Source organism: Pseudomonas sp. DR208 (assembly GCF_019823005.1).
Lineage (GTDB): Bacteria > Pseudomonadota > Gammaproteobacteria > Pseudomonadales > Pseudomonadaceae > Aquipseudomonas > Aquipseudomonas extremorientalis.
In genome coordinates, this window is the sequence record NZ_CP081944.1 from 5,852,168 (window position 1) to 5,875,354 (window position 23,187).

21 protein-coding genes and 1 tRNA gene are annotated in these 23,187 nt (G+C 60.9%); 17 read left to right on the forward strand and 5 right to left on the reverse strand.

Translation table 11 applies throughout. The features are described from left to right. Positions 1-5 precede the first annotated feature (5 nt). Positions 6-1,238: a multifunctional CCA addition/repair protein gene (locus K5K89_RS26545; protein WP_071490241.1), complete on the forward strand. Its 1,233-nt coding sequence runs from the start codon at positions 6-8 to the stop codon at positions 1,236-1,238. Between the two features lie 72 nt (positions 1,239-1,310). Here K5K89_RS26545 and folK read toward each other — a convergent pair whose 3' ends face one another. After that, complete coding sequence (gene folK, locus K5K89_RS26550; RefSeq protein WP_222540528.1) at positions 1,311-1,829, reverse strand: 2-amino-4-hydroxy-6-hydroxymethyldihydropteridine diphosphokinase; 519 nt, start codon at positions 1,827-1,829, stop codon at positions 1,311-1,313. Beyond that, positions 1,820-2,173: a dihydroneopterin aldolase gene (gene folB / locus K5K89_RS26555; RefSeq protein WP_071490243.1), complete on the reverse strand. Its 354-nt coding sequence runs from the start codon at positions 2,171-2,173 to the stop codon at positions 1,820-1,822. The genes folK and folB overlap by 10 nt, the downstream gene beginning before the upstream one ends. 74 nt (positions 2,174-2,247) lie before the next feature. Between folB and plsY the strand changes: the two genes are divergently transcribed. Next, on the forward strand, positions 2,248-2,817 hold the full coding sequence (gene plsY, locus K5K89_RS26560) for a glycerol-3-phosphate 1-O-acyltransferase PlsY (RefSeq protein WP_038843023.1): 570 nt from the start codon (positions 2,248-2,250) through the stop codon (positions 2,815-2,817). A 24-nt stretch (positions 2,818-2,841) separates the two neighbouring features. Here plsY and tsaD read toward each other — a convergent pair whose 3' ends face one another. Beyond that, the gene (tsaD, locus tag K5K89_RS26565; RefSeq protein ID WP_071490244.1) at positions 2,842-3,867 is read right to left on the reverse strand and encodes a tRNA (adenosine(37)-N6)-threonylcarbamoyltransferase complex transferase subunit TsaD; all 1,026 of its coding nucleotides are present in this window, start codon (positions 3,865-3,867) and stop codon (positions 2,842-2,844) included. Positions 3,868-4,069: 202 nt separating this feature from the next. Here tsaD and rpsU point away from each other — a divergent pair, with 202 nt between their 5' ends. From rpsU to K5K89_RS26590, 5 genes are all read left to right on the forward strand, one after another. After that, positions 4,070-4,285: a 30S ribosomal protein S21 gene (gene rpsU / locus K5K89_RS26570; RefSeq protein ID WP_002551877.1), complete on the forward strand. Its 216-nt coding sequence runs from the start codon at positions 4,070-4,072 to the stop codon at positions 4,283-4,285. Between the two features lie 445 nt (positions 4,286-4,730). After that, a complete protein-coding gene (dnaG, locus tag K5K89_RS26575) occupies positions 4,731-6,704 on the forward strand; it encodes a DNA primase (RefSeq protein WP_222540529.1) in 1,974 nt (657 codons plus the stop codon). A gap of 67 nt (positions 6,705-6,771) precedes the next feature. Then, complete coding sequence (gene rpoD, locus K5K89_RS26580; RefSeq protein ID WP_071490246.1) at positions 6,772-8,622, forward strand: RNA polymerase sigma factor RpoD; 1,851 nt, start codon at positions 6,772-6,774, stop codon at positions 8,620-8,622. A gap of 121 nt (positions 8,623-8,743) precedes the next feature. Continuing rightward, positions 8,744-12,487 (forward strand): EAL domain-containing protein, encoded by a 3,744-nt coding sequence (locus tag K5K89_RS26585; protein ID WP_222540530.1) that lies wholly within the window; start codon positions 8,744-8,746, stop codon positions 12,485-12,487. A gap of 16 nt (positions 12,488-12,503) precedes the next feature. Then, positions 12,504-12,580, forward strand: a tRNA-Ile gene (locus tag K5K89_RS26590). 45 nt (positions 12,581-12,625) lie between these two features. On the opposite strand, the gene K5K89_RS26595 is transcribed toward K5K89_RS26590, so the two are convergent. Beyond that, positions 12,626-13,051 carry a VOC family protein gene (locus tag K5K89_RS26595; RefSeq protein WP_222540531.1) on the reverse strand — a complete coding sequence of 142 codons (426 nt, stop codon included), beginning with the start codon at positions 13,049-13,051 and terminating at the stop codon, positions 12,626-12,628. A 112-nt stretch (positions 13,052-13,163) separates the two neighbouring features. On the opposite strand from K5K89_RS26595, the gene K5K89_RS26600 reads away from it, so the two are divergent. The 10 genes from K5K89_RS26600 to pqqE all read left to right on the forward strand — a co-directional run bounded on the left by K5K89_RS26600 (position 13,164) and on the right by pqqE (position 22,940). After that, entirely contained in the window at positions 13,164-14,033 is an 870-nt protein-coding gene (locus tag K5K89_RS26600; RefSeq protein ID WP_222540532.1) for a LysR family transcriptional regulator, read from the forward strand. Positions 14,034-14,070: 37 nt separating this feature from the next. Further along, positions 14,071-14,517 carry an Lrp/AsnC family transcriptional regulator gene (locus K5K89_RS26605; RefSeq protein ID WP_010206997.1) on the forward strand — a complete coding sequence of 149 codons (447 nt, stop codon included), beginning with the start codon at positions 14,071-14,073 and terminating at the stop codon, positions 14,515-14,517. A gap of 167 nt (positions 14,518-14,684) precedes the next feature. Continuing rightward, positions 14,685-16,367, forward strand: coding sequence for a flavin monoamine oxidase family protein (locus tag K5K89_RS26610; RefSeq protein WP_222541756.1), 1,683 nt, complete (start codon positions 14,685-14,687; stop codon positions 16,365-16,367). A 10-nt stretch (positions 16,368-16,377) separates the two neighbouring features. Continuing rightward, positions 16,378-17,172 (forward strand): carbon-nitrogen hydrolase family protein, encoded by a 795-nt coding sequence (locus tag K5K89_RS26615; RefSeq protein ID WP_071490251.1) that lies wholly within the window; start codon positions 16,378-16,380, stop codon positions 17,170-17,172. Between the two features lie 48 nt (positions 17,173-17,220). Continuing rightward, positions 17,221-19,569 carry a pyrroloquinoline quinone biosynthesis protein PqqF gene (gene pqqF / locus K5K89_RS26620; RefSeq protein ID WP_222540533.1) on the forward strand — a complete coding sequence of 783 codons (2,349 nt, stop codon included), beginning with the start codon at positions 17,221-17,223 and terminating at the stop codon, positions 19,567-19,569. Positions 19,570-19,728: 159 nt separating this feature from the next. Continuing rightward, positions 19,729-19,803: a pyrroloquinoline quinone precursor peptide PqqA gene (gene pqqA / locus K5K89_RS26625; protein ID WP_003194766.1), complete on the forward strand. Its 75-nt coding sequence runs from the start codon at positions 19,729-19,731 to the stop codon at positions 19,801-19,803. A gap of 66 nt (positions 19,804-19,869) precedes the next feature. Beyond that, the gene (pqqB, locus tag K5K89_RS26630) at positions 19,870-20,781 is read left to right on the forward strand and encodes a pyrroloquinoline quinone biosynthesis protein PqqB (RefSeq protein ID WP_058424746.1); all 912 of its coding nucleotides are present in this window, start codon (positions 19,870-19,872) and stop codon (positions 20,779-20,781) included. A gap of 11 nt (positions 20,782-20,792) precedes the next feature. Continuing rightward, on the forward strand, positions 20,793-21,545 hold the full coding sequence (pqqC, locus tag K5K89_RS26635) for a pyrroloquinoline-quinone synthase PqqC (RefSeq protein WP_017138042.1): 753 nt from the start codon (positions 20,793-20,795) through the stop codon (positions 21,543-21,545). Then, the gene (gene pqqD, locus K5K89_RS26640) at positions 21,542-21,817 is read left to right on the forward strand and encodes a pyrroloquinoline quinone biosynthesis peptide chaperone PqqD (RefSeq protein ID WP_093527325.1); all 276 of its coding nucleotides are present in this window, start codon (positions 21,542-21,544) and stop codon (positions 21,815-21,817) included. The genes pqqC and pqqD overlap by 4 nt, the downstream gene beginning before the upstream one ends. Then, positions 21,810-22,940 carry a pyrroloquinoline quinone biosynthesis protein PqqE gene (pqqE, locus tag K5K89_RS26645; protein WP_371322069.1) on the forward strand — a complete coding sequence of 377 codons (1,131 nt, stop codon included), beginning with the start codon at positions 21,810-21,812 and terminating at the stop codon, positions 22,938-22,940. Before pqqD ends, pqqE begins: the two co-directional genes overlap by 8 nt. Before the next feature lie 5 nt (positions 22,941-22,945). Here the strand turns inward: pqqE and K5K89_RS26650 are convergent, their stop codons facing one another. Further along, a complete protein-coding gene (locus K5K89_RS26650) occupies positions 22,946-23,104 on the reverse strand; it encodes a YqaE/Pmp3 family membrane protein (RefSeq protein WP_003228885.1) in 159 nt (52 codons plus the stop codon). Positions 23,105-23,187 lie beyond the last annotated feature (83 nt).

The following is a 23,187-nucleotide window of genomic DNA, read 5'->3' on the forward strand; positions in this document are numbered from 1 at the left end:
TTTTCATGAAAACCTATAAAGTCGGCGGTGCGGTACGGGATCGCCTCTTGGGCATCCCGGTCACCGATATTGACCGCGTCGTGGTGGGCGCGACTGCCGAAGAGATGCTCGCCAAGGGCTATAAGCCGGTGGGCGCAGACTTCCCAGTGTTCCTCGATCCAACGAACGGCGACGAGTACGCCCTCGCCCGCACCGAACGCAAGAGTGGCCGGGGTTACGGCGGCTTTGTGTTTCACGCGAGCCCCGAAGTGACGCTGGAAGAAGACCTGATCCGTCGCGACCTGACCATCAACGCCATGGCGCAAGACGATGACGGTAACTTGATCGACCCTTATCACGGCCAACGCGATCTTCAAGCGCGCATTCTGCGTCACGTTTCCCCGGCGTTCGCCGAAGATCCCCTGCGCGTACTGCGAGTGGCACGATTTGCTGCACGTTATGCGCCCCTGGGGTTCACCGTCGCGCCGGAAACACTGGAGCTGATGCGCCAACTCAGCGAATCCGGCGAACTGGAAGCCCTGACGCCGGAGCGCAGCTGGAAAGAAATCTGCCGGGCGCTGATGGAAGATCAACCTCAGGTGTTTATTCAGGTACTGCGTGACTGCCAGGCCCTGAAAACCTTGATGCCCGAAGTCGATGCACTGTTCGGCGTGCCACAACCCGAAGCCCATCACCCGGAAATCGACACCGGCGTGCACACCCTCAGCGTGCTAGAACAAGCCGCCTTGCATCAACAGCCACTGACTGTGCGCTGGGCCTGCCTGCTCCACGACTTGGGCAAGGGTACGACGCCTGTGGATAAGTTGCCGCAGCACATCGCCCACGAACACCGGGGCTTGAAGCTGATCAAGGCGGTCAACGAACGCTTCAAGGTGCCGAGGGATTGCCAGGAATTAGCACTGCTGGTGGGCCAATATCACACCCACGGCCATCGCGCTCTGGAGCTGAAGGCCTCGACATTGCTGGAGTTGCTGCAAAGCTTCGACGTGTACCGGCGGCCACAGCGCTTTGAAGAGTTCGTGGTCGCCTGCGAGATGGACGCCCGAGGCCGCAAGGGTCTGGAGCAAAGAAGTTATCCACAGGCGGATTATTTGCGCGGAGCGGCAAAAGCAGCTCGCGAGGTTGCGGTGGCCCCCTTGCTGGAGAAAGGCTTCAAAGGCCCGGAGCTGGGTGAGGCGCTCAAGCGCGAACGGCTCAAGGCACTAAAAACCTACAAGGAACAACACGCCCTCATTTAGGAGCGAGCTTGTTCGCGAAGAACGTCAACGATAACGCAGCGCTCTCCGGTTTTTCGCGAGCAAGCCCGGCTCCTACAGGAGAGCGCCCGGCGTCAGTTGTCGGCCCTGCCATTCAAACGCGACAGGCGCCAGCACTTGGTCGATCTGCGCATCGCGCCACAAATCGGCCAGCGTCTTGCCCACCTCAGGATGCACGCGTTCCGGCGCCATCAGCGACAGCGGCCACAACACAAAGGCGTTTTTCAGGATTTCCGCACGCGGCAAAACCAAACCATCGAAATTGCCCACCAGATCGCCATACAACAACACGTCGATATCCAACGGCAGCCCTTTGCGGTCCGGCGCATAACGACCGTTGTCGGCCTCGATGAATTTCAACCGGCGGTCCAGTTCCATCAACGGCAGATCGGTATACGCCGACACCACCAGATTGAAGAACGGCCCACTCTTGATGCCCACCGGCTGGCTTTCGAACACCGCCGAGCAACGCATATCGGTCAAGAAACTCGCCAGCGCATCCAAGCCGGCGCACAGGTGAGACTCGCGCTCGATATTGCTGCCTAGGCCAAGGTAAACCTGAGTTAGCGACATCCGCGCTCGATCTCCACGCCCACGCCTTTGGCAGCCGGCACGGCACCAGGCTTGGTCAGCTTGAGGTGCAGCCAGGGAATCTGGAATTCATTCATCAACACTTGCGCGAGGCGTTCGGCAAAGGTTTCCACCAGTTGGTACTGGGATTGCTCGGCAAAGGCCTGGATGCGCGCGGACACGCTGGCGTAATCCAGCGCAAGGGTCAGGTCGTCACCGGCCGCAGCCGGGCGGTTGTCCCAGGCAAAGCTCAGGTCCAGGCGCAGGCATTGGCGGATTCCGCGCTCCCAGTCGTAGGCCCCGATGACGGTGTCGACTTCCAGGCCTTCGATAAACACTCTGTCCAAGCACTCTTCTCCGCAGCACGACAAGGGCGCGATGCCCCGTTAGAATCAGGGCGTCCTCGCCCGGAATAGTTAGCATGTTTTGGTCACTGGCGATCTTCGCCTACCTGCTCGGCTCGCTGTCCTTCGCCATTTTGCTCAGCCGCCTGACGGGAAATCCCGATCCGCGAATGAGTGGCTCAGGCAATGCCGGCGCCACCAATATGTTGCGCCTGGCCGGCAAGAAACTCGCCGTACTGACGCTACTGGGCGATCTGTGCAAGGGCTTGTTGCCCGTGCTGATCGCCAGCCTCGCCGGCCTGCCCCTGCAACAACAGGCCTGGATCGGCGTCTGCGCGGTCCTGGGCCATCTGTTTCCCCTGTACTTCCGCTTTCGTGGCGGCAAAGGCGTCGCCACGGCGGCCGGCATGTTGCTGGGCATCTACCCACCGGCAGCATTACTGGCTGTACTTGCCTGGCTGTTGACGTTCTACCTGACCCGCACCAGCTCACTCGCCGCATTGATCGCCACCCCGCTCACCCTGCCGCTACTGGCCTGGCAAGAACCGGCGGCGCTGCTGCCGATGAGCGTGCTGACACTGCTGATCGTCTGGCGCCACCGTGGCAATTTACGCGACCTGTTTGCCGGGCGCGAACGGCATTTTTAAATACCGTCAATTCAGGTTGCGGTGTTACAGCGGCGACAACTGCTCCATCGGCCAACGCGCCTGCACACTGATCGCCAGGTTTTCATGCTGCCCGGCCTGCAGGCGCTGGCAACCGGCGTAGGCGATCATCGCGCCGTTGTCGGTGCAGAACTCCGGACGTGCGTAGAACACATCGCCCTTCATATCGCTGAGCATTTTTTCCAGCGAAGTGCGCAAAGCCTTGTTGGCACTGACGCCGCCGGCGATCACCAGGCGCTTCATGCCCGCCTGTTTCAGGGCGCGCTTGCACTTGATGGTCAAAGTCTCCACCACGGCCTGCTGGAACGCCAGCGCGATGTCGCAACGGGCTTGCTCACTGTCGTCCCCGGCGCTGACGCTCTGCTGCCAGGTGTTCAGCGCGGAGGTTTTCAAGCCGCTGAAGCTGAACATCAGGCCTGGGCGATCACACATCGGGCGCGGGAAGGTGTAACGGCCGGCCACGCCTTTTTCAGCGAGGCGTGCGATTTCCGGGCCACCCGGATAATTGAGGCCCATCATCTTCGCGGTCTTGTCGAACGCCTCACCGGCGGCGTCATCCAGGGATTCACCCAAAAGGGTGTATTGGCCAATGCCATCCACCTGAACCAACTGCGTATGGCCGCCCGAAACCAACAAAGCGACGAACGGGAACTGTGGCGGGGTTTTCTCCAGCATCGGAGCCAACAAATGGCCTTCCATATGGTGCACGCCGAGCGCCGGAATGCCCCAGGCAAACGCCAGCGCCTGGGCGCAAGAGGCCCCAACCAGCAGGGCCCCGACCAATCCGGGGCCGGCCGTGTAGGCGATAGCGTCGATCTCGGTCGGCACGCAGCCGGCCTCGTCCAGCACCTGGCGGATCAGGGGCAGCATGCGCTTGACGTGATCACGGCTGGCCAGCTCCGGCACCACGCCGCCATAGGCACGGTGCAGGTCGATCTGGCTGAACAGCGCATCGGCCAGGAGCCCGCGTTCACTGTCGTAAAGTGCGACACCGGTTTCGTCGCAGGAGGTTTCAAGTCCCAGTACTAGCATGGGTTTGCGCCTTGTAGAGGCTGAATTCGAAGGCGCGCATAATAGTCGCCACTCCCCCTCCCGACTAGCGGTTTTCGATCAGAGGCTTTGCATTCCGGGCAATGAGGGGTTAACATCCGCAACCCTTAAAAACCGACGACCTCAGCCGCGAATTTTTTGCGACGAGAACGTTGATCCCGGTAATGAAAGAAGGTAGCTCTGGATGCCAGCCGTCAAAGTTAAAGAGAACGAACCCTTCGACGTAGCTCTGCGTCGTTTCAAGCGCTCCTGCGAAAAAGCCGGTGTACTGGCTGAAGTTCGTAGCCGCGAATTTTACGAGAAGCCAACTTCTGAGCGTAAGCGTAAAGCAGCAGCCGCTGTTAAGCGTCACGCCAAGAAAGTTCAGCGCGAACAGCGCCGCGCCGTTCGTCTGTACTAATACACAGACGTTCGTAGCAAGCTTCTGCCAAGCCCGGCCCTCAGCCGGGCTAATGGCATTTGCGGATATCGCTTGATGCTTCACCGTTGACGCCGCACATGCGACCGAGACAACTGCTTCACACGTCAGGACTGGCTCTTTTGCCAGCGGTGCACGTCTCTTCTGACGAGCCTATCAAGGCTACTGACGAGCACACTCATTCTGTAAACAGCCGACCAACCGTGTCGACTGCGCCCAACGAGGCGTTTCCGAGGCCCGTCACCGGCCAAGACCGGGCGCCGGGGCAACATTTCCACACCGAAGACTGATCAGAAACTAACGTCAGTGAATATTCGGCAGATACACTTCCGTACACCCCATGCAGTCGCTGGATGCTCGAGCACTCGATACGTGCGCTTGAACACCTCACGGGCCCTCATTTACACGCAGTGATGACGAGAACGCCATGGCCGGGCTGATTCCCCAGAGCTTTATTGACGACCTTCTGAACCGCACCGACATCGTCGATGTGGTCAGCTCGCGCGTGCAAATGAAGAAGGCCGGCAAGAACTACACCGCTTGCTGCCCGTTCCATAAGGAAAAGACTCCGTCGTTCAGCGTCAGCCCGGACAAGCAGTTCTACTACTGCTTTGGCTGCGGCGCGGGCGGCAATGCCCTCGGCTTCATCATGGACCACGACAACCTGGACTTCCCCCAGGCCGTCGAGGAACTGGCAAAAGCCGCCGGCATGGAAATCCCTCGCGAAGAAAGCGGCCGCCCGCACAAACCGCGGCAACCCACCGATTCGCCGCTGTACCCGCTGCTGACCGCCGCTGCCGACTTCTACCGTCAGGCGCTTAAAAGCCATCCGCAGCGCAAGGCCGCCGTCGACTACCTCAAGGGACGCGGCCTCACCGGCGAAATCGCCCGCGACTTCGGCCTGGGGTTCGCCCCGCCCGGCTGGGACAACCTGTACAAGCACCTGAGCAGTGACACCCTCCAGCAAAAAGCCATGATCGACGCCGGCCTGCTGGTGGAGAACGCCGAGACCGGCAAACGCTATGACCGCTTCCGCGACCGCGTGATGTTCCCGATCCGCGACAGCCGCGGCCGCATCATCGCCTTTGGTGGCCGGGTGCTGGGAGACGACAAGCCCAAGTACCTGAACTCCCCGGAAACCCCGGTGTTCCACAAAGGCCAGGAACTCTACGGCCTGTTCGAGGCGCGCAAGAACAACCGCAACCTCGACGAGATCATCGTGGTTGAAGGCTATATGGACGTGATTGCGCTCGCCCAACAAGGCTTGCGCAACGCGGTCGCCACCCTGGGCACCGCCACCAGCGAAGAACACATGAAACGCCTGTTTCGCGTGGTGCCCAGCGTGCTGTTCTGCTTCGACGGCGACCAGGCTGGCCGCAATGCCGCATGGCGCGCGCTCGAAGCCACGCTGTCGAGCCTGCAGGATGGACGCCGTGCGCGCTTCCTGTTCCTGCCCGAAGGCGAAGACCCGGACACCCTGGTGCGCTCCGAAGGCACCGACGCATTTCGCGCGCGCATCAATCAACATGCGCAGCCGTTGGCCGACTACTTCTTCCAGCAACTGACCGAAGAAGCAGATCCACGCTCCCTCGAAGGCAAGGCCCACATGGCTACCCTCGCGGCACCGTTGATTGATAAGGTCCCAGGCGCCAACCTGAAGTCCCTGATGCGCATGCGCCTGCTGGAAATCACTGGGCTCAGTGGCGAAGCCGTCAGCCAGCTGGTGCATAACGCACCGCATGACGCAGCGCCACCGGCCTACGACCCAGGCATGGATTACGACGCCATGCCGGACTACTCCGACTTCCACCAACCCCAGGAGGCCTACGCGCCCCAACAGGAATGGACGCCGAAGAAACCCGGTGCCGGCGGCAAGAAATGGGACAAGAAACCCTGGAGCAAGAACGGCAAGCGCGGTGACGGCGATGGGGCCTACGCCCCGCGCACCCCGGTTGCCGTGGAAGCGCCGACGTTGATTGCCCTGCGCACGCTCATCCACCACCCGCATCTGGCGGAGAAGGTCGAGAGCGCCGATCACTTTGCCAACGAGAGCAACACCTACGCCCAGGTACTGATCGCCCTGATCGAGGCGGTACAGAAAAATCCTAAGCTAAACTCAATTCAATTGATGGCTCGCTGGCATGGCACCGAACAAGGCCGCTTGCTCAAAGCGCTCGCGGAAAAGGAGTGGCTAATTGACGGTGACAACCTTGAACAACAGTTTTTAGACACCATTACTAGGTTATCTGCGGGTCAGCACACGCAGACCCTCGATGAACTCATCAAGAGAGCAAGGCAGCCGGGATTGTCGGCTGAAGAGCAAATTCAGATAGCAAAACAGATGCGCGACCTCTTAAAACAGAATGTTTCCGCATCAAACCCGACCTCAGCTGGCGTGTGAGGTCATAGCTCGGGTATAATCCTCGGCTTGTTTTTTGCCCGCCAAGACCTTCAGTGGATAGGGTGTTATGTCCGGAAAAGCGCAACAGCAGTCACGTATCAAAGAGTTGATCGTTCTCGGTCGTGAGCAGGGTTACCTGACTTACGCGGAGGTCAACGACCACCTGCCTGAGGATATTTCAGATCCAGAGCAGGTGGAAGACATCATCCGCATGATTAACGACATGGGGATCAACGTATTCGAAGCTGCGCCAGATAAGGATTCCCTTATGCTGGCGGACGCCGATACCGACGAGGCAGCCGCAGAAGAAGCGGCTGCCGCGCTGGCTGCTGTGGAGACCGATATCGGTCGTACCACCGACCCTGTGCGCATGTATATGCGTGAAATGGGTACCGTCGAGCTGCTGACACGCGAAGGCGAAATCGAAATCGCCAAGCGTATCGAAGAGGGTATCCGTGAAGTGATGGGCGCAATCGCGCACTTCCCAGGCACGGTTGACCACATTCTCTCCGAGTACACCCGCGTCACCACCGAAGGTGGTCGCCTGTCCGACGTCCTGAGCGGTTATATCGACCCGGATGACGGCATTGCGCCGCCTGCCGCCGAAGTACCGCCGCCTGTCGATGCCAAGGCTGCGAAAGCGGACGACGATTCCGAAGACGACGACGCTGAAGCCAGCGGCGACGATGAAGACGAAGTCGAAAGCGGTCCGGACCCGATCATCGCTGCCCAGCGTTTCGGTGCGGTTTCCGATCAAATGGAAATCACCCGCAAGGCCCTGAAAAAGCACGGTCGCGCCAACAAGCAGGCAATTGCCGAGCTGGTGGCCCTGGCAGAGCTGTTCATGCCGATCAAGCTGGTGCCGAAGCAATTCGAAGGCCTGGTTGAGCGTGTTCGAAGTGCCCTGGAGCGTCTGCGTGCCCAAGAGCGCGCAATCATGCAACTGTGCGTGCGTGATGCCCGCATGCCGCGTGCCGACTTCCTGCGCCAGTTCCCGGGCAACGAAGTAGACGAAAGCTGGACCGACGCACTGGCCAAAGGCAAGGCGAAATACGCTGAAGCCATCGGTCGCCTGCAGCCGGACATCATCCGTTGCCAGCAGAAGCTGACTGCACTTGAGACCGAAACCGGTCTGACGATAGCCGAGATCAAGGACATCAACCGTCGCATGTCGATCGGCGAGGCCAAGGCCCGCCGCGCGAAGAAAGAGATGGTTGAAGCCAACCTGCGTCTGGTGATCTCCATCGCGAAGAAGTACACCAACCGTGGCCTGCAATTCCTCGACCTGATCCAGGAAGGCAACATCGGCTTGATGAAGGCTGTGGACAAGTTCGAATACCGTCGCGGCTACAAGTTCTCGACTTATGCCACCTGGTGGATCCGTCAGGCGATCACTCGCTCGATCGCCGACCAGGCCCGCACCATCCGTATTCCGGTGCACATGATCGAGACGATCAACAAGCTCAACCGTATTTCCCGGCAGATGTTGCAGGAAATGGGTCGCGAACCGACCCCGGAAGAGCTGGGCGAACGCATGGAAATGCCTGAGGATAAAATCCGTAAGGTATTGAAGATCGCTAAAGAGCCGATCTCCATGGAAACCCCGATCGGTGATGACGAAGACTCCCACTTGGGTGACTTCATCGAAGACTCGACCATGCAGTCGCCAATCGATGTCGCCACCGTTGAGAGTCTTAAAGAAGCGACTCGCGACGTACTGTCCGGCCTCACTGCCCGTGAAGCCAAGGTACTGCGCATGCGTTTCGGCATCGACATGAATACCGACCACACCCTTGAGGAAGTCGGTAAGCAGTTTGACGTGACCCGCGAGCGGATCCGTCAGATCGAAGCCAAGGCGCTGCGCAAGTTGCGCCACCCGACGCGAAGCGAGCATCTGCGCTCCTTCCTCGACGAGTGACACCAGAACCCCCGGCCCAGGCCGGGGGTTTTGTTTTGTATAGATAAAATCCCTCGCAACGCCCCTCCCCCGCAATGCCCGTCTACACTCGAAACATTCCCCGTGCCATAACGAGACCGTTATGCCCAGATTGCCGACTGTGTTACTGCTGTCGCTGCTGACCTGGACCGCAACGGCTGGCGCGTTGACTCTCACTGATGATGAGCGTGGCTGGTTGGCGGACCATCAGGAGCTGCGCCTGGGGGTGGACGCGTCATGGCCACCCTTTGAGTACCGTGACGAAGAAGGTCGCTACCAAGGTTTGGCGGCGGATTACGTGCGCCTGATCCAGGATCGCCTGGGCATACGGGTCAAGCTGATCGAACCGGTGAACTGGAGCGCGGTGCTGGAGCTGGCCCGCAACAACCAGCTCGACCTGCTGCCCGGCATCATGTCCACACCCGAACGCCAAGGCTACATGGCGTTCACTCGCCCGTACCTGGACTTCCCCATCGTCATCCTGGCCCACGAAGGCGGGGCCAAACCGCGCAACCTGAAGGATCTCTACGGGCTGAAGATTGCCGTGGTAGAAAACTACGCGCCCCATGAACTGCTGCGCACGCACCATCCCGACCTCAACCTGGTGGCCATGCCGAATGTGAGTTCGACGCTGCAAGCCTTGGCCACGGACGAAGTGGATGCGGTCGTCGGCGACCTCGCCTCAAGCGTCTGGAGCCTGCGCCAACTCAAGCTCGACGGTTTGTACGTCAGCGGCGAAACGCCCTACCGCTATCAGTTGGCGATGGGCGTACCACGCGACAACAAAATGCTGGTGGGCATCCTCGACAAGGTACTGGCCGACCTTGGCCCGCAGGAAACCGACGCGATCCAGCAACATTGGGTCGGCAGCTTTACCGACCATCGCACCTTCTGGACCGACTTGCTGACTTACGGCCTGCCCGCCGTGTTGCTGCTGAGCACCGTACTGGCCGTGGTAATCCGGATCAATCGCCGGCTCAGTTCGGAAATCTCCCGCCGCGTAGCCCTCGAACAGGAACTGCGCAGCAGCGAGTACCACTATCGCGGCCTGGTGGAGAGCTTGTCCGCGATTGCCTGGGAAGCCAGCGTCACCGACTTCACCTACAGCTATGTATCACCCCACGCTGAGGAACTGTTGGGTTACCCACGGGCCCACTGGCTGATTCCGGGCTTCTGGCGCAACATCATTCACCCCGCCGACCTGATTCGCACCGAATCCTACTGCCAACGCGAAACCCGCGCCAACCGTGACCACAGCGTGGATTACCGGGTCATCACCGCTGACAACCGTTGCTTGTGGGTGCGTGATATCGTCAGCCTCATCGAGCACGGCCATGAGCCCGTGCTGCGCGGCTTGATGATCGACATCAGTGAGGCAAAGCGCACCGAAGAGGCCCTGCAACTGTCTGAGCAGAAGTTCGCCTCGGTGTTCCAGCAATGCCCGGACATCCTGGTGATTGCACGGCTGTCCGACGGCTGCCTGCTGGAGGTGAACAAAGCGTTCGAGGACCAGGTCGGGCTAACAGCCGAACAGGTCGTGGGTAAAACCGCTACCGAGCTGAACATCTGGGGCATCCAGGGCGCAGGCCCCGATCTGCTGCAGCGGTTGCAGACCACCAGCATCCGCAACCTGGAAATGCCCTTCCTGCGCAGCAATGGCCAGGCCTTCACCGGTCTGATTTCCGCCGAACCGTTTCAACTCGACACCACAGAGGCCATCGTGGTGGTGGTGCGCGACATCACCCAACTCAAGGAAACCCAGCAACAGTTGCAAACCTCCGAGGAGAAATTCGCCAAGGCCTTCCACGCCTCCCCCGACGGCTTGCTGTTGAGCCGCCAGCGCGATGGCCTGCTGATAGAAGTGAACGATGGTTTCAGCCGGATCACAGGTTTCAACAGCGCCGCCTCCGTCGATCAGTCCACCTTGGACCTGGGCATCTGGGTCGACCTCAACGAACGCAAACACATGCTCGAACTGATGCAGCGCGATGGCTTTGTGCGCGACTTCATCTGCCACATACGCCGCAGCGATGGTCAGATTCGCTTGTGCGAGCTATCCAGCCGCCCACTGCCGATTGGCGATGACGACTGCATGCTGACCATCGCCCGAGACATCACCGAACGCCAACTGATGCAGGAAAAACTGCAACAAGCTGCCACCGTGTTCGAGAGCACAGCCGAAGGTGTGTTGATCACCGACACCCGGCAGAACATCAGTGCCGTCAACCGTGCCTTCAGTGAAATCACCGGCTACAGCGAGGCCGAAGCCCTCGGCAATACCCCGCGCCTACTCGCTTCCGGGCTGCATGACAGCGCGTTTTATGCGGCGATGTGGCATCAATTGACCGCCCAGGGGCATTGGCAAGGCGAGATTTCCAACCGTCGCAAGAACGGCGAGTTGTACCCCAGTTGGCTGACCATCAGTGCCGTGCGCAACCGCGACCAGTTGATCACGCACTTCGTCGCGGTGTTCGCCGACATCTCCAGCCTCAAACTGGCCCAGGCTCGCCTCGACTACCAGGCGCATCACGACCCATTGACCGGCCTGCCCAACCGCACGCTGTTCGAAAGCCGACTGCAGGCCGCCCTCAACGGTCACCAGGAAACCGGCAAACAGGGCGCCGTGCTGTTTCTTGACCTGGACCGCTTCAAACACATCAACGACAGCCTCGGCCATCCGATCGGCGACCTGCTGCTCAAAGACATCGCCGTCCGCCTCAAGGAACAACTGCGCGACATCGACACCGTGGCACGCTTGGGCGGCGACGAATTCATCATCCTGCTCCCAGGCCTGCAACACGCGAGTGACGCCGAATACCTGGCGAATAAGCTGTTGGCCTGCTTTACACCGCCGTTCCAGGCCGGCGAGCACGAGTTCTTTATCAGCGCCAGCATCGGCACCAGCCTGTACCCGCAGGACGGCACCGATGTCGCCACCCTGGTCAAGAATGCCGACGCCGCGATGTATCGCTCCAAGGCCAAGGGGCGCAACCGGGTCGAAAGCTACACCCGCGACCTCACCGCCCAGGCCAACGAGCGCGTGGCGCTGGAACATGAACTGCGCCGCGCCATCGAGCGCAACGAACTGACCCTGTACTACCAGCCGAAACGGAGCCTGATCACCCTGGAACTGATCGGTGCCGAAGCATTGATCCGCTGGCATCACCCCACGTTTGGCGACGTACCGCCCGAACACTTCATCGCCCTCGCCGAAGAGAACGGCATGATCCTGCAAATCGGTGATTGGGTGCTGGAACAGGCCTGCCGACAACTGCACGCCTGGCAAGGCACCTTCGACGAGTTCGGCCCACTGTCGGTGAACCTGGCCGGCGCCCAACTGCGTCACCCCGGCTTGCTGGCGCGCATCGAACAGCTATTGCGCGACTACCGACTCGACCCGGGCTGCCTGCAACTGGAGATCACCGAAAACTTCATCATGAGCCAGGCCGAAGAAGCGCTGGAGGTGCTGCACCAACTCAAAGACCTCGGCGTACAACTGGCAATCGATGACTTCGGCACCGGCTACTCCTCCCTCAGCTACCTCAAGCGCCTGCCCTTGGATTACCTGAAGATCGACCAATCCTTCGTCCGCGGCCTGCCCGACGACCCCCACGACGCCGCCATCGTGCGCGCCATCATCGCCCTGGGCCACAGCATGCAATTCACCATCATCGCCGAAGGCGTGGAGAACCCCGCACAGCAGGCCTTCCTCGCTGCGGAAGGCTGCGAACAGATGCAAGGCTACATCGTCAGCCTGCCGCTACCGCCGGAGCTTTTTGCTGCTACGTTTCTTCGTATAAGCATTGAGGATTTTTCGGATGGCACAGCGGGGAAACCATCGTTATAATCCGCGACCTGTTACAGGGCCTATAGCTCAGTTGGTCAGAGCAGAGGACTCATAATCCTTTGGTCCACGGTTCAAGTCCGTGTGGGCCCACCAAACAAGAAAGCCGCGCGATGCGCGGCTTTCGTGTGTCTGGCCGCCTCACTTCGCAAACAACTGCCCAATATCCTTGAACGCCTTGAACTCCAGCGCGTTCCCACACGGATCAAACAGAAACAACGTCGCCTGCTCCCCCACCTGCCCCTTGAACCGAATATGTGGCTCCAGCACGAAGCGGGTTTGCCGCGCCTGCAAGCGTTCCGCCAAGGCATGCCAGTCTTCCCAACCCAGCACCACGCCAAAATGCGGTACGGGTACGTTGTGGCCGTCGACTGCGTTGGTGTGGGCTGATTCCTGGGAGGCGGTCTTGGGGTGTTCGTGGATCACCAGTTGGTGGCCGAAGAAGTTGAAGTCGACCCAATGATCGCTTGAGCGTCCTTCTTCGAGGCCAAACACGTCACCGTAGAAGTTCCGCGCAGCGGCGAGGTCGTATACCGGGATTGCCAGGTGGAAAGGTGCAAGTGTCATCAGGTCAAACCTCTATGGGCGTTAAGTGCCTCGATTTTAGCCTTGCTGCCAACGATGAAAAGACGATAGTTTTTGCGCCGAGCTCAAATTATTTCGATCAATCGAGACGCCCATGCTGCGTGAACTGAAGACCTTTATCGCAGTAACCCGTCACGGCACATTCGCGGCGGCCGGTATGCATATCGGGCTGACGCAGTCGGCGGTGAGTGCGCAGATTCGTCAGTTGGAGCAGGCGCTCGGTGTGCCGCTGTTCGACCGTACCGGGCGCCAGGCTACGTTGAATGCGGCGGGATTGCGCGCCTTGCCACTGGCGAGAGAGATCCTGGAGACCTTCAACCGCATGGCGGTGCCGGTGGATGCCAATGAGTACCGGGGTGAGTTGAAGGTGGGCGCCATCACCACTGCACAAACCGGTTTGTTGCCCCAGGCACTGGTGCGTTTGCGTCAGGCGGCGCCGACGGTGGAGTGCAAGCTGATACCTGGTGTGTCCCTGGAGCTGTTGAGCCAAGTGGACGCCGGTGAACTGGACTCGGCGATCATCATCCGCCCGCCCTTCGACCTGCCCAAGGAGCTGCACGTGCAGGTGCTGCGCAAGGAGCCGTTCGCGCTGATCGTGCCTCACACGTTGGCGGGTGATGACCCGTTGCAGTTGCTGGCAACGCAGCCCCATGTGCGCTATGACCGCACTTCATTTGGCGGTCGCCTGGTCAGCCGATTCCTGAAGGAACATAAACTTGACGTGCAGGTAGCATTGGAGCTGGATGAGCTGGAGGCCATCGTCAAGATGGTCGAGTGCGGCCTGGGTGTATCGCTGATTCCTCAGGCCGGGTTGTGGCTGGAACGCTCGCCCAACGTGCGAGTCATCCCATTGGGCAGCCGGACCTTTTACCGCGAAATCATCCTGCTGAGCCGCTACAGTCAACGCCAGCTGCCCGTGCCGCAACTGTTTACCCGCTGCCTGCTCGCCAGCGCCAACCTGTAAGATGCCAACCCATTGCCCCCGTACCGGAGCCCTCGCCTTGCCTGCCCTAGATGAAATCGACCGCCAACTGATCGCCGCCCTGCAGATCAACGCCCGCGAAAGCGTGGCTATGCTCGCCCGGCAGTTGGGCATCGCGCGCACCACGGTGACGTCGCGCCTGGCACGCCTGGAGAAAACCCAGGTGATCACCGGTTATGGCGTGCGCCTTGGGCAACGCGTGGTTGATGGTGGTTTGCAGGCTTACGTCGGGATCACCGTACAAGCGCGCTCGGGCAAGGAAGTGTTGCGCCGGTTGAGTGCGATGGCACAAGTGCAGCAGTTGTGCGCGGTGAGTGGAGAGTTCGATTACGTGGCTTGGCTGCGCACGGATTCGCCCGAACAGTTGGACCAATTGCTGGACCAGATCGGCAGTGTGGACGGGGTGGAGAAAACCACTACGTCGATCATCCTGAGTAACAAATTGGATCGCGGTCAACCAATCTGATCAAAAGGTTCGTCATTTCGACTAAAAACAGATCAATCCGACGACACATTGCGTCTTATTAACGAACGCTACGCTCCCTAAACTGGCTGCCATCTTTTCCTATACTCAGCGGGTCACGCCCGCCAGGTCGCCAGTAAGGGTCAGCCATGAGCATTCCGTCCAGCACCATCAGCAAGACCAATCGCCACCCCGCCGACGGCAAGAAACCCATCACCATCTTTGGCCCGGACTTTCCGTTTGCCTTTGATGACTGGATCGAACACCCGGCCGGCCTGGGCAGCATCCCCGCCGCCCACCACGGCGCCGAAGTGGCGATCGTCGGCGCCGGCATCGCGGGTCTGGTGGCCGCCTACGAACTGATGAAGCTGGGCCTCAAGCCGGTGGTGTACGAAGCCTCGAAAATGGGCGGCCGCCTGCGCTCCCAGACCTTTGAAGGCGCCGAAGGTATCATCGCCGAGTTGGGCGGCATGCGCTTTCCGGTGTCGTCGACGGCGTTCTACCACTATGTGGACAAGCTCGGCCTGGAAACCAAACCTTTCCCCAATCCGCTGACCCCGGCCTCCGGCAGCACGGTCATCGACCTTGAAGGCCAGACCCACTACGCGCAAAAGCTCTCCGACTTGCCGGTACTGTTCCAGGAAGTCGCGGACGCCTGGGCCGATGCGCTGGAAGCCGGTTCGCAGTTCGGTGATATCCAGCAGGCCATCCGCGACCGCGACGTGCCGCGCCTCAAGGAGCTGTGGAACAAGCTGGTGCCGCTGTGGGACGACCGCACCTTCTACGACTTCGTCGCCACCTCCAAGGCGTTCGCCAAGTTGTCGTTCCTGCACCGTGAAGTCTTCGGCCAGGTGGGTTTCGGCACCGGCGGCTGGGACTCTGACTTCCCCAATTCGATGCTGGAAATCTTCCGCGTGGTGATGACCAACTGCGACGACCACCAACACCTGGTGGTCGGCGGCGTAGCCCAGGTGCCGATGGGCATCTGGCGCCATGTACCGGAGCGCTGCGCCCATTGGCCGGCCGGCACCAGCCTGAGTTCACTGCATCGCGGCGCGCCACGCGCGGGCGTCAAACGTATCGCCCATGCCGCCGATGGCCGTTTTGCCGTCACCGACAACTATGGCGACACCCGCGAATACGCCGCGGTGCTGACCACCTGCCAGAGCTGGCTGCTGACCACCCAGATCGAATGCGACGAAAGCCTGTTCTCGCAAAAAATGTGGATGGCCCTGGACCGCACACGCTACATGCAATCATCGAAAACCTTTGTGATGGTCGACCGCCCGTTCTGGAAGGACAAAGACCCGGAAACCGGCCGTGACCTGATGAGCATGACCCTCACCGACCGCCTGACCCGTGGCACCTACCTGTTCGATAACGGCGACGACAAGCCGGGGGTGATCTGCCTGTCGTACTCGTGGATGAGCGACGCCCTGAAAATGCTGCCGCAGCCCATCGACAAGCGGGTGAAACTTGCCCTCGACGCGCTGAAAAAGATCTACCCGAAAGTCGATATCAAGGCACGCATTATCGGCGATCCAATCACCGTGTCCTGGGAAGCCGACCCGCACTTCCTCGGGGCTTTCAAGGGCGCGTTGCCGGGTCACTATCGCTATAACCAGCGCATGTATGCACACTTCATGCAGAAGGACATGCCCGCCGAACAACGTGGGATTTTTATCGCTGGTGATGATGTGTCCTGGACGCCGGCCTGGGTGGAGGGCGCGGTGCAAACCTCACTGAACGCGGTGTGGGGCATCATGACCCACTTCGGCGGCAGCACTCACCCCGAGAACCCGGGGCCGGGTGATGTGTTCGATGAAATCGGGCCGATTGCCCTGGCGGATTAAGGAGTTGAACATGCGCGTCGCCCTGTACCAATGCCCGCCGCTGCCGCTGGATGTGGCCGGCAACCTCAAGCGCCTGCACCAACTGGCGCACGAGGCATCCGATGCCGATGTACTGGTGCTGCCGGAGATGTTCCTGAGCGGCTACAACATCGGTGCCGAGGCCGTTGGCGCCTTGGCCGAGACGCAGGACGGGCCGTCGGCGCAGGCCATTGCCGAACTGGCCAAAAGCGCCGGGCTGGCGATTTTGTACGGCTACCCTGAGCGGGCCGCAGATGGCCAGATCTACAACGCCGTGCAGTTGATCGACGCCCACGGCCAGCGCCTGTGCAACTACCGCAAGACCCATCTGTTTGGTGATCTGGACCATTCGATGTTCAGCGCCGGTGAGGATGATTTCCCACTGGTAGAACTCAACGGCTGGAAGCTCGGTTTCCTGATCTGCTATGACCTGGAGTTCCCGGAAAACACCCGGCGCCTGGCCCTGGCTGGCGCTGAGCTGATCCTGGTGCCCACTGCCAACATGGTGCCGTTCGATTTTGTCGCCGATGTCACCGTGCGGGCGCGGGCCTTTGAAAACCAGTGTTATGTGGCCTACGCCAATTACTGCGGGCATGAAGGCGAGATCCAGTACTGCGGGCAGAGCAGCATTGCTGCACCGAATGGCCAGCGTATTGCCCAGGCCGGCCTGGACGAAGCGCTGATCGTCGGGAAGTTGGAGCGCCAATCGCTCCTCGACGCCCGCAGTGCCAATCACTACCTGCAAGATCGCCGCCCCGAGTTGTACGGCGCGCTGCACAAGCCCTGATCCAGCCGGTTTGCTAGCATAGGCGCATTCTCTGTTTCGGAAGTGCCCATGCCTGCGCCGGCCCACCCTCATTACCTTCACCTGACCCTGGCCAATGGCTTGCGGGTTTCCTTACGTCACGCCCCACGGTTAAAGCGTTGCGCGGCCGTGCTGAGGGTGGCGGCCGGCAGCCACGACGTGCCATTGGCATGGCCGGGACTGGCGCATTTCCTGGAGCATTTGCTGTTCCTCGGGACCGAGCGTTTTCCCACAAGCGAAGGGTTGATGGCCTACGTGCAACGCCATGGAGGCCAGGTCAATGCCAGCACCCGTGAGCGCACTACGGACTTTTTCTTTGAACTGCCGGCTGCCACGTTTGCCGGGGGCCTGGAGCGCTTGGCCGACATGCTGACCCATCCGCGCCTGGCGCTGGAGGACCAACTGCGTGAGCGCGAGGTGCTGCACGCGGAGTTTATCGCCTGGTCCCAGGATGCAACGGCACAACAGCAAGTGGCACTACTGGAAGGCCTGGCGTCGGATCATCCGCTGCGGGGTTTCCATGCGGGCAACCGCGACAGCCTGCCAGTAGAGCATGAGACATTTCAGCAAGCCCTGCGGGAATTTCATACGCAGTTCTATCAGAGTGGGCAGATGACCTTGAGCCTGGCCGGCCCACAATCGCTGGAGGCACTGGAAGGCTTGGCACAGCGGTTCAGTGAGCACCTGATCTCAGGACTTCCACGTGTGCAATCCGCGCCACCGGCCTTGATGCAGGGGCAAGCCCAGCGCTATCGGCACATCGCCAATGATCACCTGCATCAGGTCATCACGTGCAATGCACCCCGGGAAGCACTGGCATTCCTCTGCACCTGGCTTAACGCTTCGGCACCCGGTGGCTTGCTGGCGGAGCTGAAAGCGCAGCAACTGGCGAGCGCACTGCAGGCGTCGGTGCTGTATCACTTCGCTGGGCAAGCGGTGCTGGCTATCGACTTTACACTCAGTGGTCCCGCTGAATCGGCGACACACGTCGAGGCGTTGCTGTACGACTGGCTGGCCTTTTTCGCACATAGCGACTGGACGGCGTTGCGCGAAGAATTCGCACTGCTGGCCGTTCGCCAACAACAGACCCAAGGCGCTCTGGCCTTGGCCCGAAACGACAACCAAGGCCTGTCGGAACTGGATGTCGCCGCCCTCAAGGCGATGCTGGATTCGCTGCACCTGCCGCCCTCTACACTCACTTGGCAGTTGCCGCCGAACAACCCCTTCCTGCGTCCGCCGGTCAAGGAAGAACGCGCCGGCCTGATCCGCGGCCAGACCAGCGCCCACCGAGGCTTGCGCACGTTTGCCCAGGATCGCTCCAGAGGGCGTCGTGATGCATCGGCGTTGACCTTCAGCCAGGCATTGGCGGACGACAGCAACGAAGGAGCATTGTATCTGCAATGGCAATCAGCTCCGCCACACCCGGAAAACGCGTTGCAGTCGTTGCGCGACAATGCCCGCCAGGCGGGTGTCGAAGTGTCGTTCGAAAACCTGGGCAGTCACTGGCGGGTGAAAATGGTCGGGCTACAGGAGCCGATCCCAGCAGTTCTGGAAGTGCTGGCGCAACGCCTGGGCGATCCGCAAGAGGCACAAGCCGCCGCGCCGCCCATGATCGCCATCCGCGAATTGCTCAAGACGCTGCCCGCTTGCTGCACCTCGACCACGTCCGAACCAGCCTCGTGGGACTCCGCACGTTGGCACGGCCTGGGGCTGGGTTTCTCTACCTCCCATGAAGCCTTGATCAAAACTGCTGCGGCCCGCCTGCCGGGGCAACCCGCGAGCCTCAATCACGTCGCGCCATCCCTGAGCGGCCAACGTATCTGGCATGAGGTGCAAACCGACTCAAACGAAGCCGCGTTGCTGCTGTTTTGTCCAACGCCAAGCCAATCCTTGGCGGACGAAGCCGCATGGCGACTACTCGGCCATCTGCTCCAGGCGCCGTTCTACCAACGCCTGCGGGTAGAGCTGCAAATCGGCTACGCCGTGTTCAGCAGCATCCGACAGATAAACGGCCAGACCGGCCTGCTGTTCGGTGTGCAATCCCCTGGCCTGTCCCTGTCGGGCATCGCCGATCACCTGAACACCTTCCTCAAGCAACTGCCGGCGCTGATCGACCGCAGCGACGACCTGGGCAACCTGGCGTTGGCCGAGCAGTTCTGCGCACGGACGCTGCCCAACGCCCAAGCCGCCGAACTGCTGTGGCATGCCCATCTGGCGGGCCATCCGTCGGACTACCTGGTTCAACTTCAAGCCCGGATCCAAACCTGTACCCGCGAAGCATTGCAGCATGCCGCGCAACAATTAAACGACGCCGCAGGCGGCTGGCGCTGCATCGCCAACGGCCCGCGCATCTCGACTGCGTGGCAAGCGGCAGGGTGATCATTGCCGCCCCTGCAAAAGGCTTTCTCCCTCAAGACAGCGCTAACTTGAAAAGAATTGAGTAATATTCCCACGCACACATCTGAACATCTCCGACTGGAGGTGGACTATATGTATTACTTGGTAGTAAACGTCCCATCCCTTCGTAGGAGTAAGAATATGACCTGGTCCAAACCTGCTTACACTGATCTGCGCATCGGTTTCGAAGTCACCATGTACTTCGCCAGCCGTTAATCCGCTGGGTACTACAACGCCTCGGTTCGCCCGGGGCGTTTTTGTTTTGAGCTTGATGGAGCGACCATGTTTGTCCAGATTCTAGGTTCCGCCGCCGGCGGTGGTTTCCCGCAGTGGAACTGCAACTGCGTGAACTGCGCGGGTTTTCGTGATGGCAGCCTGCGGGCCCAGGCGCGTACCCAGTCGTCCATCGCGATCTCCGACGATGGCGTGAATTGGGTGCTGTGCAATGCCTCGCCGGATATCCGCGCGCAACTCCAGGGCTTTGCACCGATGCAACCCGGCCGCGCCCTGCGCGATACCGGCATCAGCGCGATCATCCTGATGGACAGCCAGATCGACCACACCACCGGCCTGCTGAGCCTGCGCGAAGGCTGCCCGCACCAGGTGTGGTGCACCGACATGGTACATGAAGACCTCAGCACCGGTTTCCCGCTGTTCAGCATGCTCACCCACTGGAACGGCGGCCTGGCCTGGAACCGCATCGAGCTGGACGCCAGCTTCACCATCCCGGCCTGCCCCAATCTGCGCTTCACCCCGCTGCCCCTGCGCAGCGCAGCCCCACCCTACTCGCCACACCGCTTCGACCCGCACCCCGGCGACAACATCGGCCTGATCGTCGAAGACCTGCGCACCGGCGGCAAGCTGTTCTACGCCCCGGGCCTGGGCAAGGTCGACGCGCCATTGCTGGAGATCATGGCCGGCAGCGACTGTCTTCTGGTGGACGGCACCATGTGGGATGACGATGAAATGCAGCGCCGTGGCGTTGGCACCCGCACCGGCCGCGAGATGGGCCACCTGGCGCAAAACGGCCCCGGCGGCATGCTTGAAGTGCTGGAACAGTTGCCCGAGCAGCGCAAGGTGCTTATCCACATCAACAACACCAACCCGATCCTCGATGAAGACTCCCCCGAGCGAGCGGAGCTGGTGCGGCGCAATGTCGAAGTGGCTTACGACGGCATGAGCATTGAATTGTAGGAGCTGACGAGATGACTGACACGCCATTGACCACCGCCGAATTCGAAGCCGCCCTGCGGGCCAAGGGCGCCTTCTACCATATCCATCACCCGTATCACGTGGCGATGTACGAAGGCCGCGCCACCCGCGAGCAGATCCAGGGCTGGGTCGCCAACCGTTTCTATTATCAGGTGAATATCCCGCTCAAAGACGCCGCGATCCTGGCCAACTGCCCGGACCGTGAGATCCGTCGCGAGTGGATCCAGCGCCTGCTCGACCACGATGGCGCCCCCGGTGAGGACGGCGGCATCGAAGCCTGGCTGCGTCTGGGCCAGGCGGTGGGCCTCGACCCCGACCAACTACGCTCGCAGGAGTTGGTACTGCCTGGCGTACGATTCGCGGTAGACGCCTACGTCAACTTCGCCCGTCGCGCCAGTTGGCAGGAAGCCGCGAGCAGCTCGCTGACCGAGCTGTTCGCGCCGCAGATCCACCAGTCGCGCCTCGATAGCTGGCCGCAGCATTACCCCTGGATCGACCCGGCCGGCTATGAATATTTCCGCACCCGCCTGGGCCAGGCCCGCCGCGATGTGGAACACGGGTTGGCAATTACCCTGCAGCACTACACCACTCGTGAAGGCCAGGAGCGCATGCTGGAGATTCTCCAGTTCAAACTCGACATCCTGTGGAGCATGCTCGATGCCATGAGCATGGCCTATGAACTCAAGCGCCCGCCATATCACAGCGTGACCGAGCAGCGGGTGTGGCATAAAGGGATCACCCTATGAGCTTTGACCGCAGCAAGAAACCGACCTGGCGCCCAGGCTACCGTTACCAGTACGAGCCGGCGCAAAAAGGCCACGTGTTGCTCTACCCCGAAGGCATGATCAAGCTCAACGACAGCGCCGCATTGATCGGTGGCTTGATCGACGGCGAACGCGACGTGGCGACCATCATCGCCGAGCTGGAGAAACAATTTCCTGGTGTGCCTGAGCTCGGTGAAGACATCGAGCAGTTCATGGAGGTCGCCCGTGCTGAGCACTGGATCACCCTTGCCTGAAAAGCCGGCCATCGGCCTGCCGCTGTGGTTGCTGGCCGAGCTGACCTACCGCTGCCCGTTGCAGTGCCCGTACTGCTCCAACCCGTTGGACTTTGCCGAGCAGGGCAAGGAGCTGACGACCGAGCAGTGGTTCAAGGTGTTCCGCGAAGCCCGCGAGATGGGGGCCGCGCAGCTGGGGTTTTCCGGCGGTGAACCGCTGGTGCGCCAGGACCTGGCCGAGCTGATCGCTGAAGCGCGCAAACTGGGGTTCTACACCAACCTGATCACCTCGGGCATCGGCCTTACCGAGCAGAAGATCAGCGACTTCAAGAAAGCCGGCCTGGACCATATCCAGATCAGCTTCCAGGCCAGCGACGAACAGGTGAACAACCTGCTGGCCGGCTCGAAAAAAGCCTTCGCACAGAAACTGGAAATGGCCAGGGCCGTGAAGGCCCACGGCTACCCGATGGTGCTGAACTTCGTGACCCATCGGCACAATATCGACAAGATCGACCGCATCATCGAACTGTGCATTGCGCTGGAGGCCGACTTCGTGGAGCTCGCCACCTGCCAGTTCTACGGATGGGCACAGCTCAATCGGGTGGGGTTGTTGCCGACCCGGGAGCAGCTGGTGCGCGCCGAACGCGTCACCAACGAATATCGCGCCCGGCTGGAAGCGGAAGGTCACCCGTGCAAGCTGATCTTCGTCACACCGGACTACTACGAAGAACGCCCGAAGGCCTGCATGAACGGCTGGGGCAGTATCTTTCTGACTGTGACGCCAGACGGCACCGCCCTGCCGTGTCACGGCGCCCGACAAATGCCGGTGCAATTTCCCAACGTGCGCGACCACAGCATGCAGCACATCTGGTACGACTCGTTCGGCTTCAACCGCTTCCGTGGCTACGACTGGATGCCCGAGCCGTGCCGTTCGTGCGATGAAAAAGAAAAGGACTTCGGCGGCTGCCGTTGCCAGGCCTTCATGCTCACCGGGGACGCGAGCAATGCCGACCCGGTGTGCAGCAAGTCCGAGCAGCACGGCATCATCCTGCAAGCGCGGGAAGAGGCCGAGCACGCCACCCAGACCATCGAGCAACTGGCCTTTCGCAATGAGCGCAACTCACGGCTCATCGCCAAAGGCTGACGGCCTCAGCGCTTGGCGATGATGTACACCGCGTGCACGATGCCCGGGATGTAGCCGCACAGGGTCAGCAGGATATTCAGCCAGAACGCGCCGCCGAAACCCACTTGCAGGAACACACCCAGTGGCGGCAACAGAATGGCGATGATGATACGAATGAAATCCATGGGATCAGCTCCAGAAAATCGGCTCGTGTGAGCCGTGTAGCTAATCGACCTTGGGCGTTCGTGAGGGTTCAGTGGGATCTGGC

Bases quoted from the DNA above. Each gene is read 5' to 3' on its own strand.
- K5K89_RS26545 (WP_071490241.1), top strand. From the start codon at position 6: ATGAAAACCTATAAAGTCGGCGGTGCGGTACGGGATCGCCTCTTGGGC.
- folK (WP_222540528.1), bottom strand. From the start codon at position 1,829: ATGTCGCTAACTCAGGTTTACCTTGGCCTAGGCAGCAATATCGAGCGC.
- plsY (WP_038843023.1), top strand. From the start codon at position 2,248: ATGTTTTGGTCACTGGCGATCTTCGCCTACCTGCTCGGCTCGCTGTCC.
- tsaD (WP_071490244.1), bottom strand. From the start codon at position 3,867: ATGCTAGTACTGGGACTTGAAACCTCCTGCGACGAAACCGGTGTCGCA.
- rpsU (WP_002551877.1), top strand. From the start codon at position 4,070: ATGCCAGCCGTCAAAGTTAAAGAGAACGAACCCTTCGACGTAGCTCTG.
- dnaG (WP_222540529.1), top strand. From the start codon at position 4,731: ATGGCCGGGCTGATTCCCCAGAGCTTTATTGACGACCTTCTGAACCGC.
- rpoD (WP_071490246.1), top strand. From the start codon at position 6,772: ATGTCCGGAAAAGCGCAACAGCAGTCACGTATCAAAGAGTTGATCGTT.
- K5K89_RS26585 (WP_222540530.1), top strand. From the start codon at position 8,744: ATGCCCAGATTGCCGACTGTGTTACTGCTGTCGCTGCTGACCTGGACC.
- K5K89_RS26595 (WP_222540531.1), bottom strand. From the start codon at position 13,051: ATGACACTTGCACCTTTCCACCTGGCAATCCCGGTATACGACCTCGCC.
- K5K89_RS26600 (WP_222540532.1), top strand. From the start codon at position 13,164: ATGCTGCGTGAACTGAAGACCTTTATCGCAGTAACCCGTCACGGCACA.
- K5K89_RS26615 (WP_071490251.1), top strand. From the start codon at position 16,378: ATGCGCGTCGCCCTGTACCAATGCCCGCCGCTGCCGCTGGATGTGGCC.
- pqqF (WP_222540533.1), top strand. From the start codon at position 17,221: ATGCCTGCGCCGGCCCACCCTCATTACCTTCACCTGACCCTGGCCAAT.
- pqqB (WP_058424746.1), top strand. From the start codon at position 19,870: ATGTTTGTCCAGATTCTAGGTTCCGCCGCCGGCGGTGGTTTCCCGCAG.
- pqqC (WP_017138042.1), top strand. From the start codon at position 20,793: ATGACTGACACGCCATTGACCACCGCCGAATTCGAAGCCGCCCTGCGG.
- pqqD (WP_093527325.1), top strand. From the start codon at position 21,542: ATGAGCTTTGACCGCAGCAAGAAACCGACCTGGCGCCCAGGCTACCGT.
- K5K89_RS26650 (WP_003228885.1), bottom strand. From the start codon at position 23,104: ATGGATTTCATTCGTATCATCATCGCCATTCTGTTGCCGCCACTGGGT.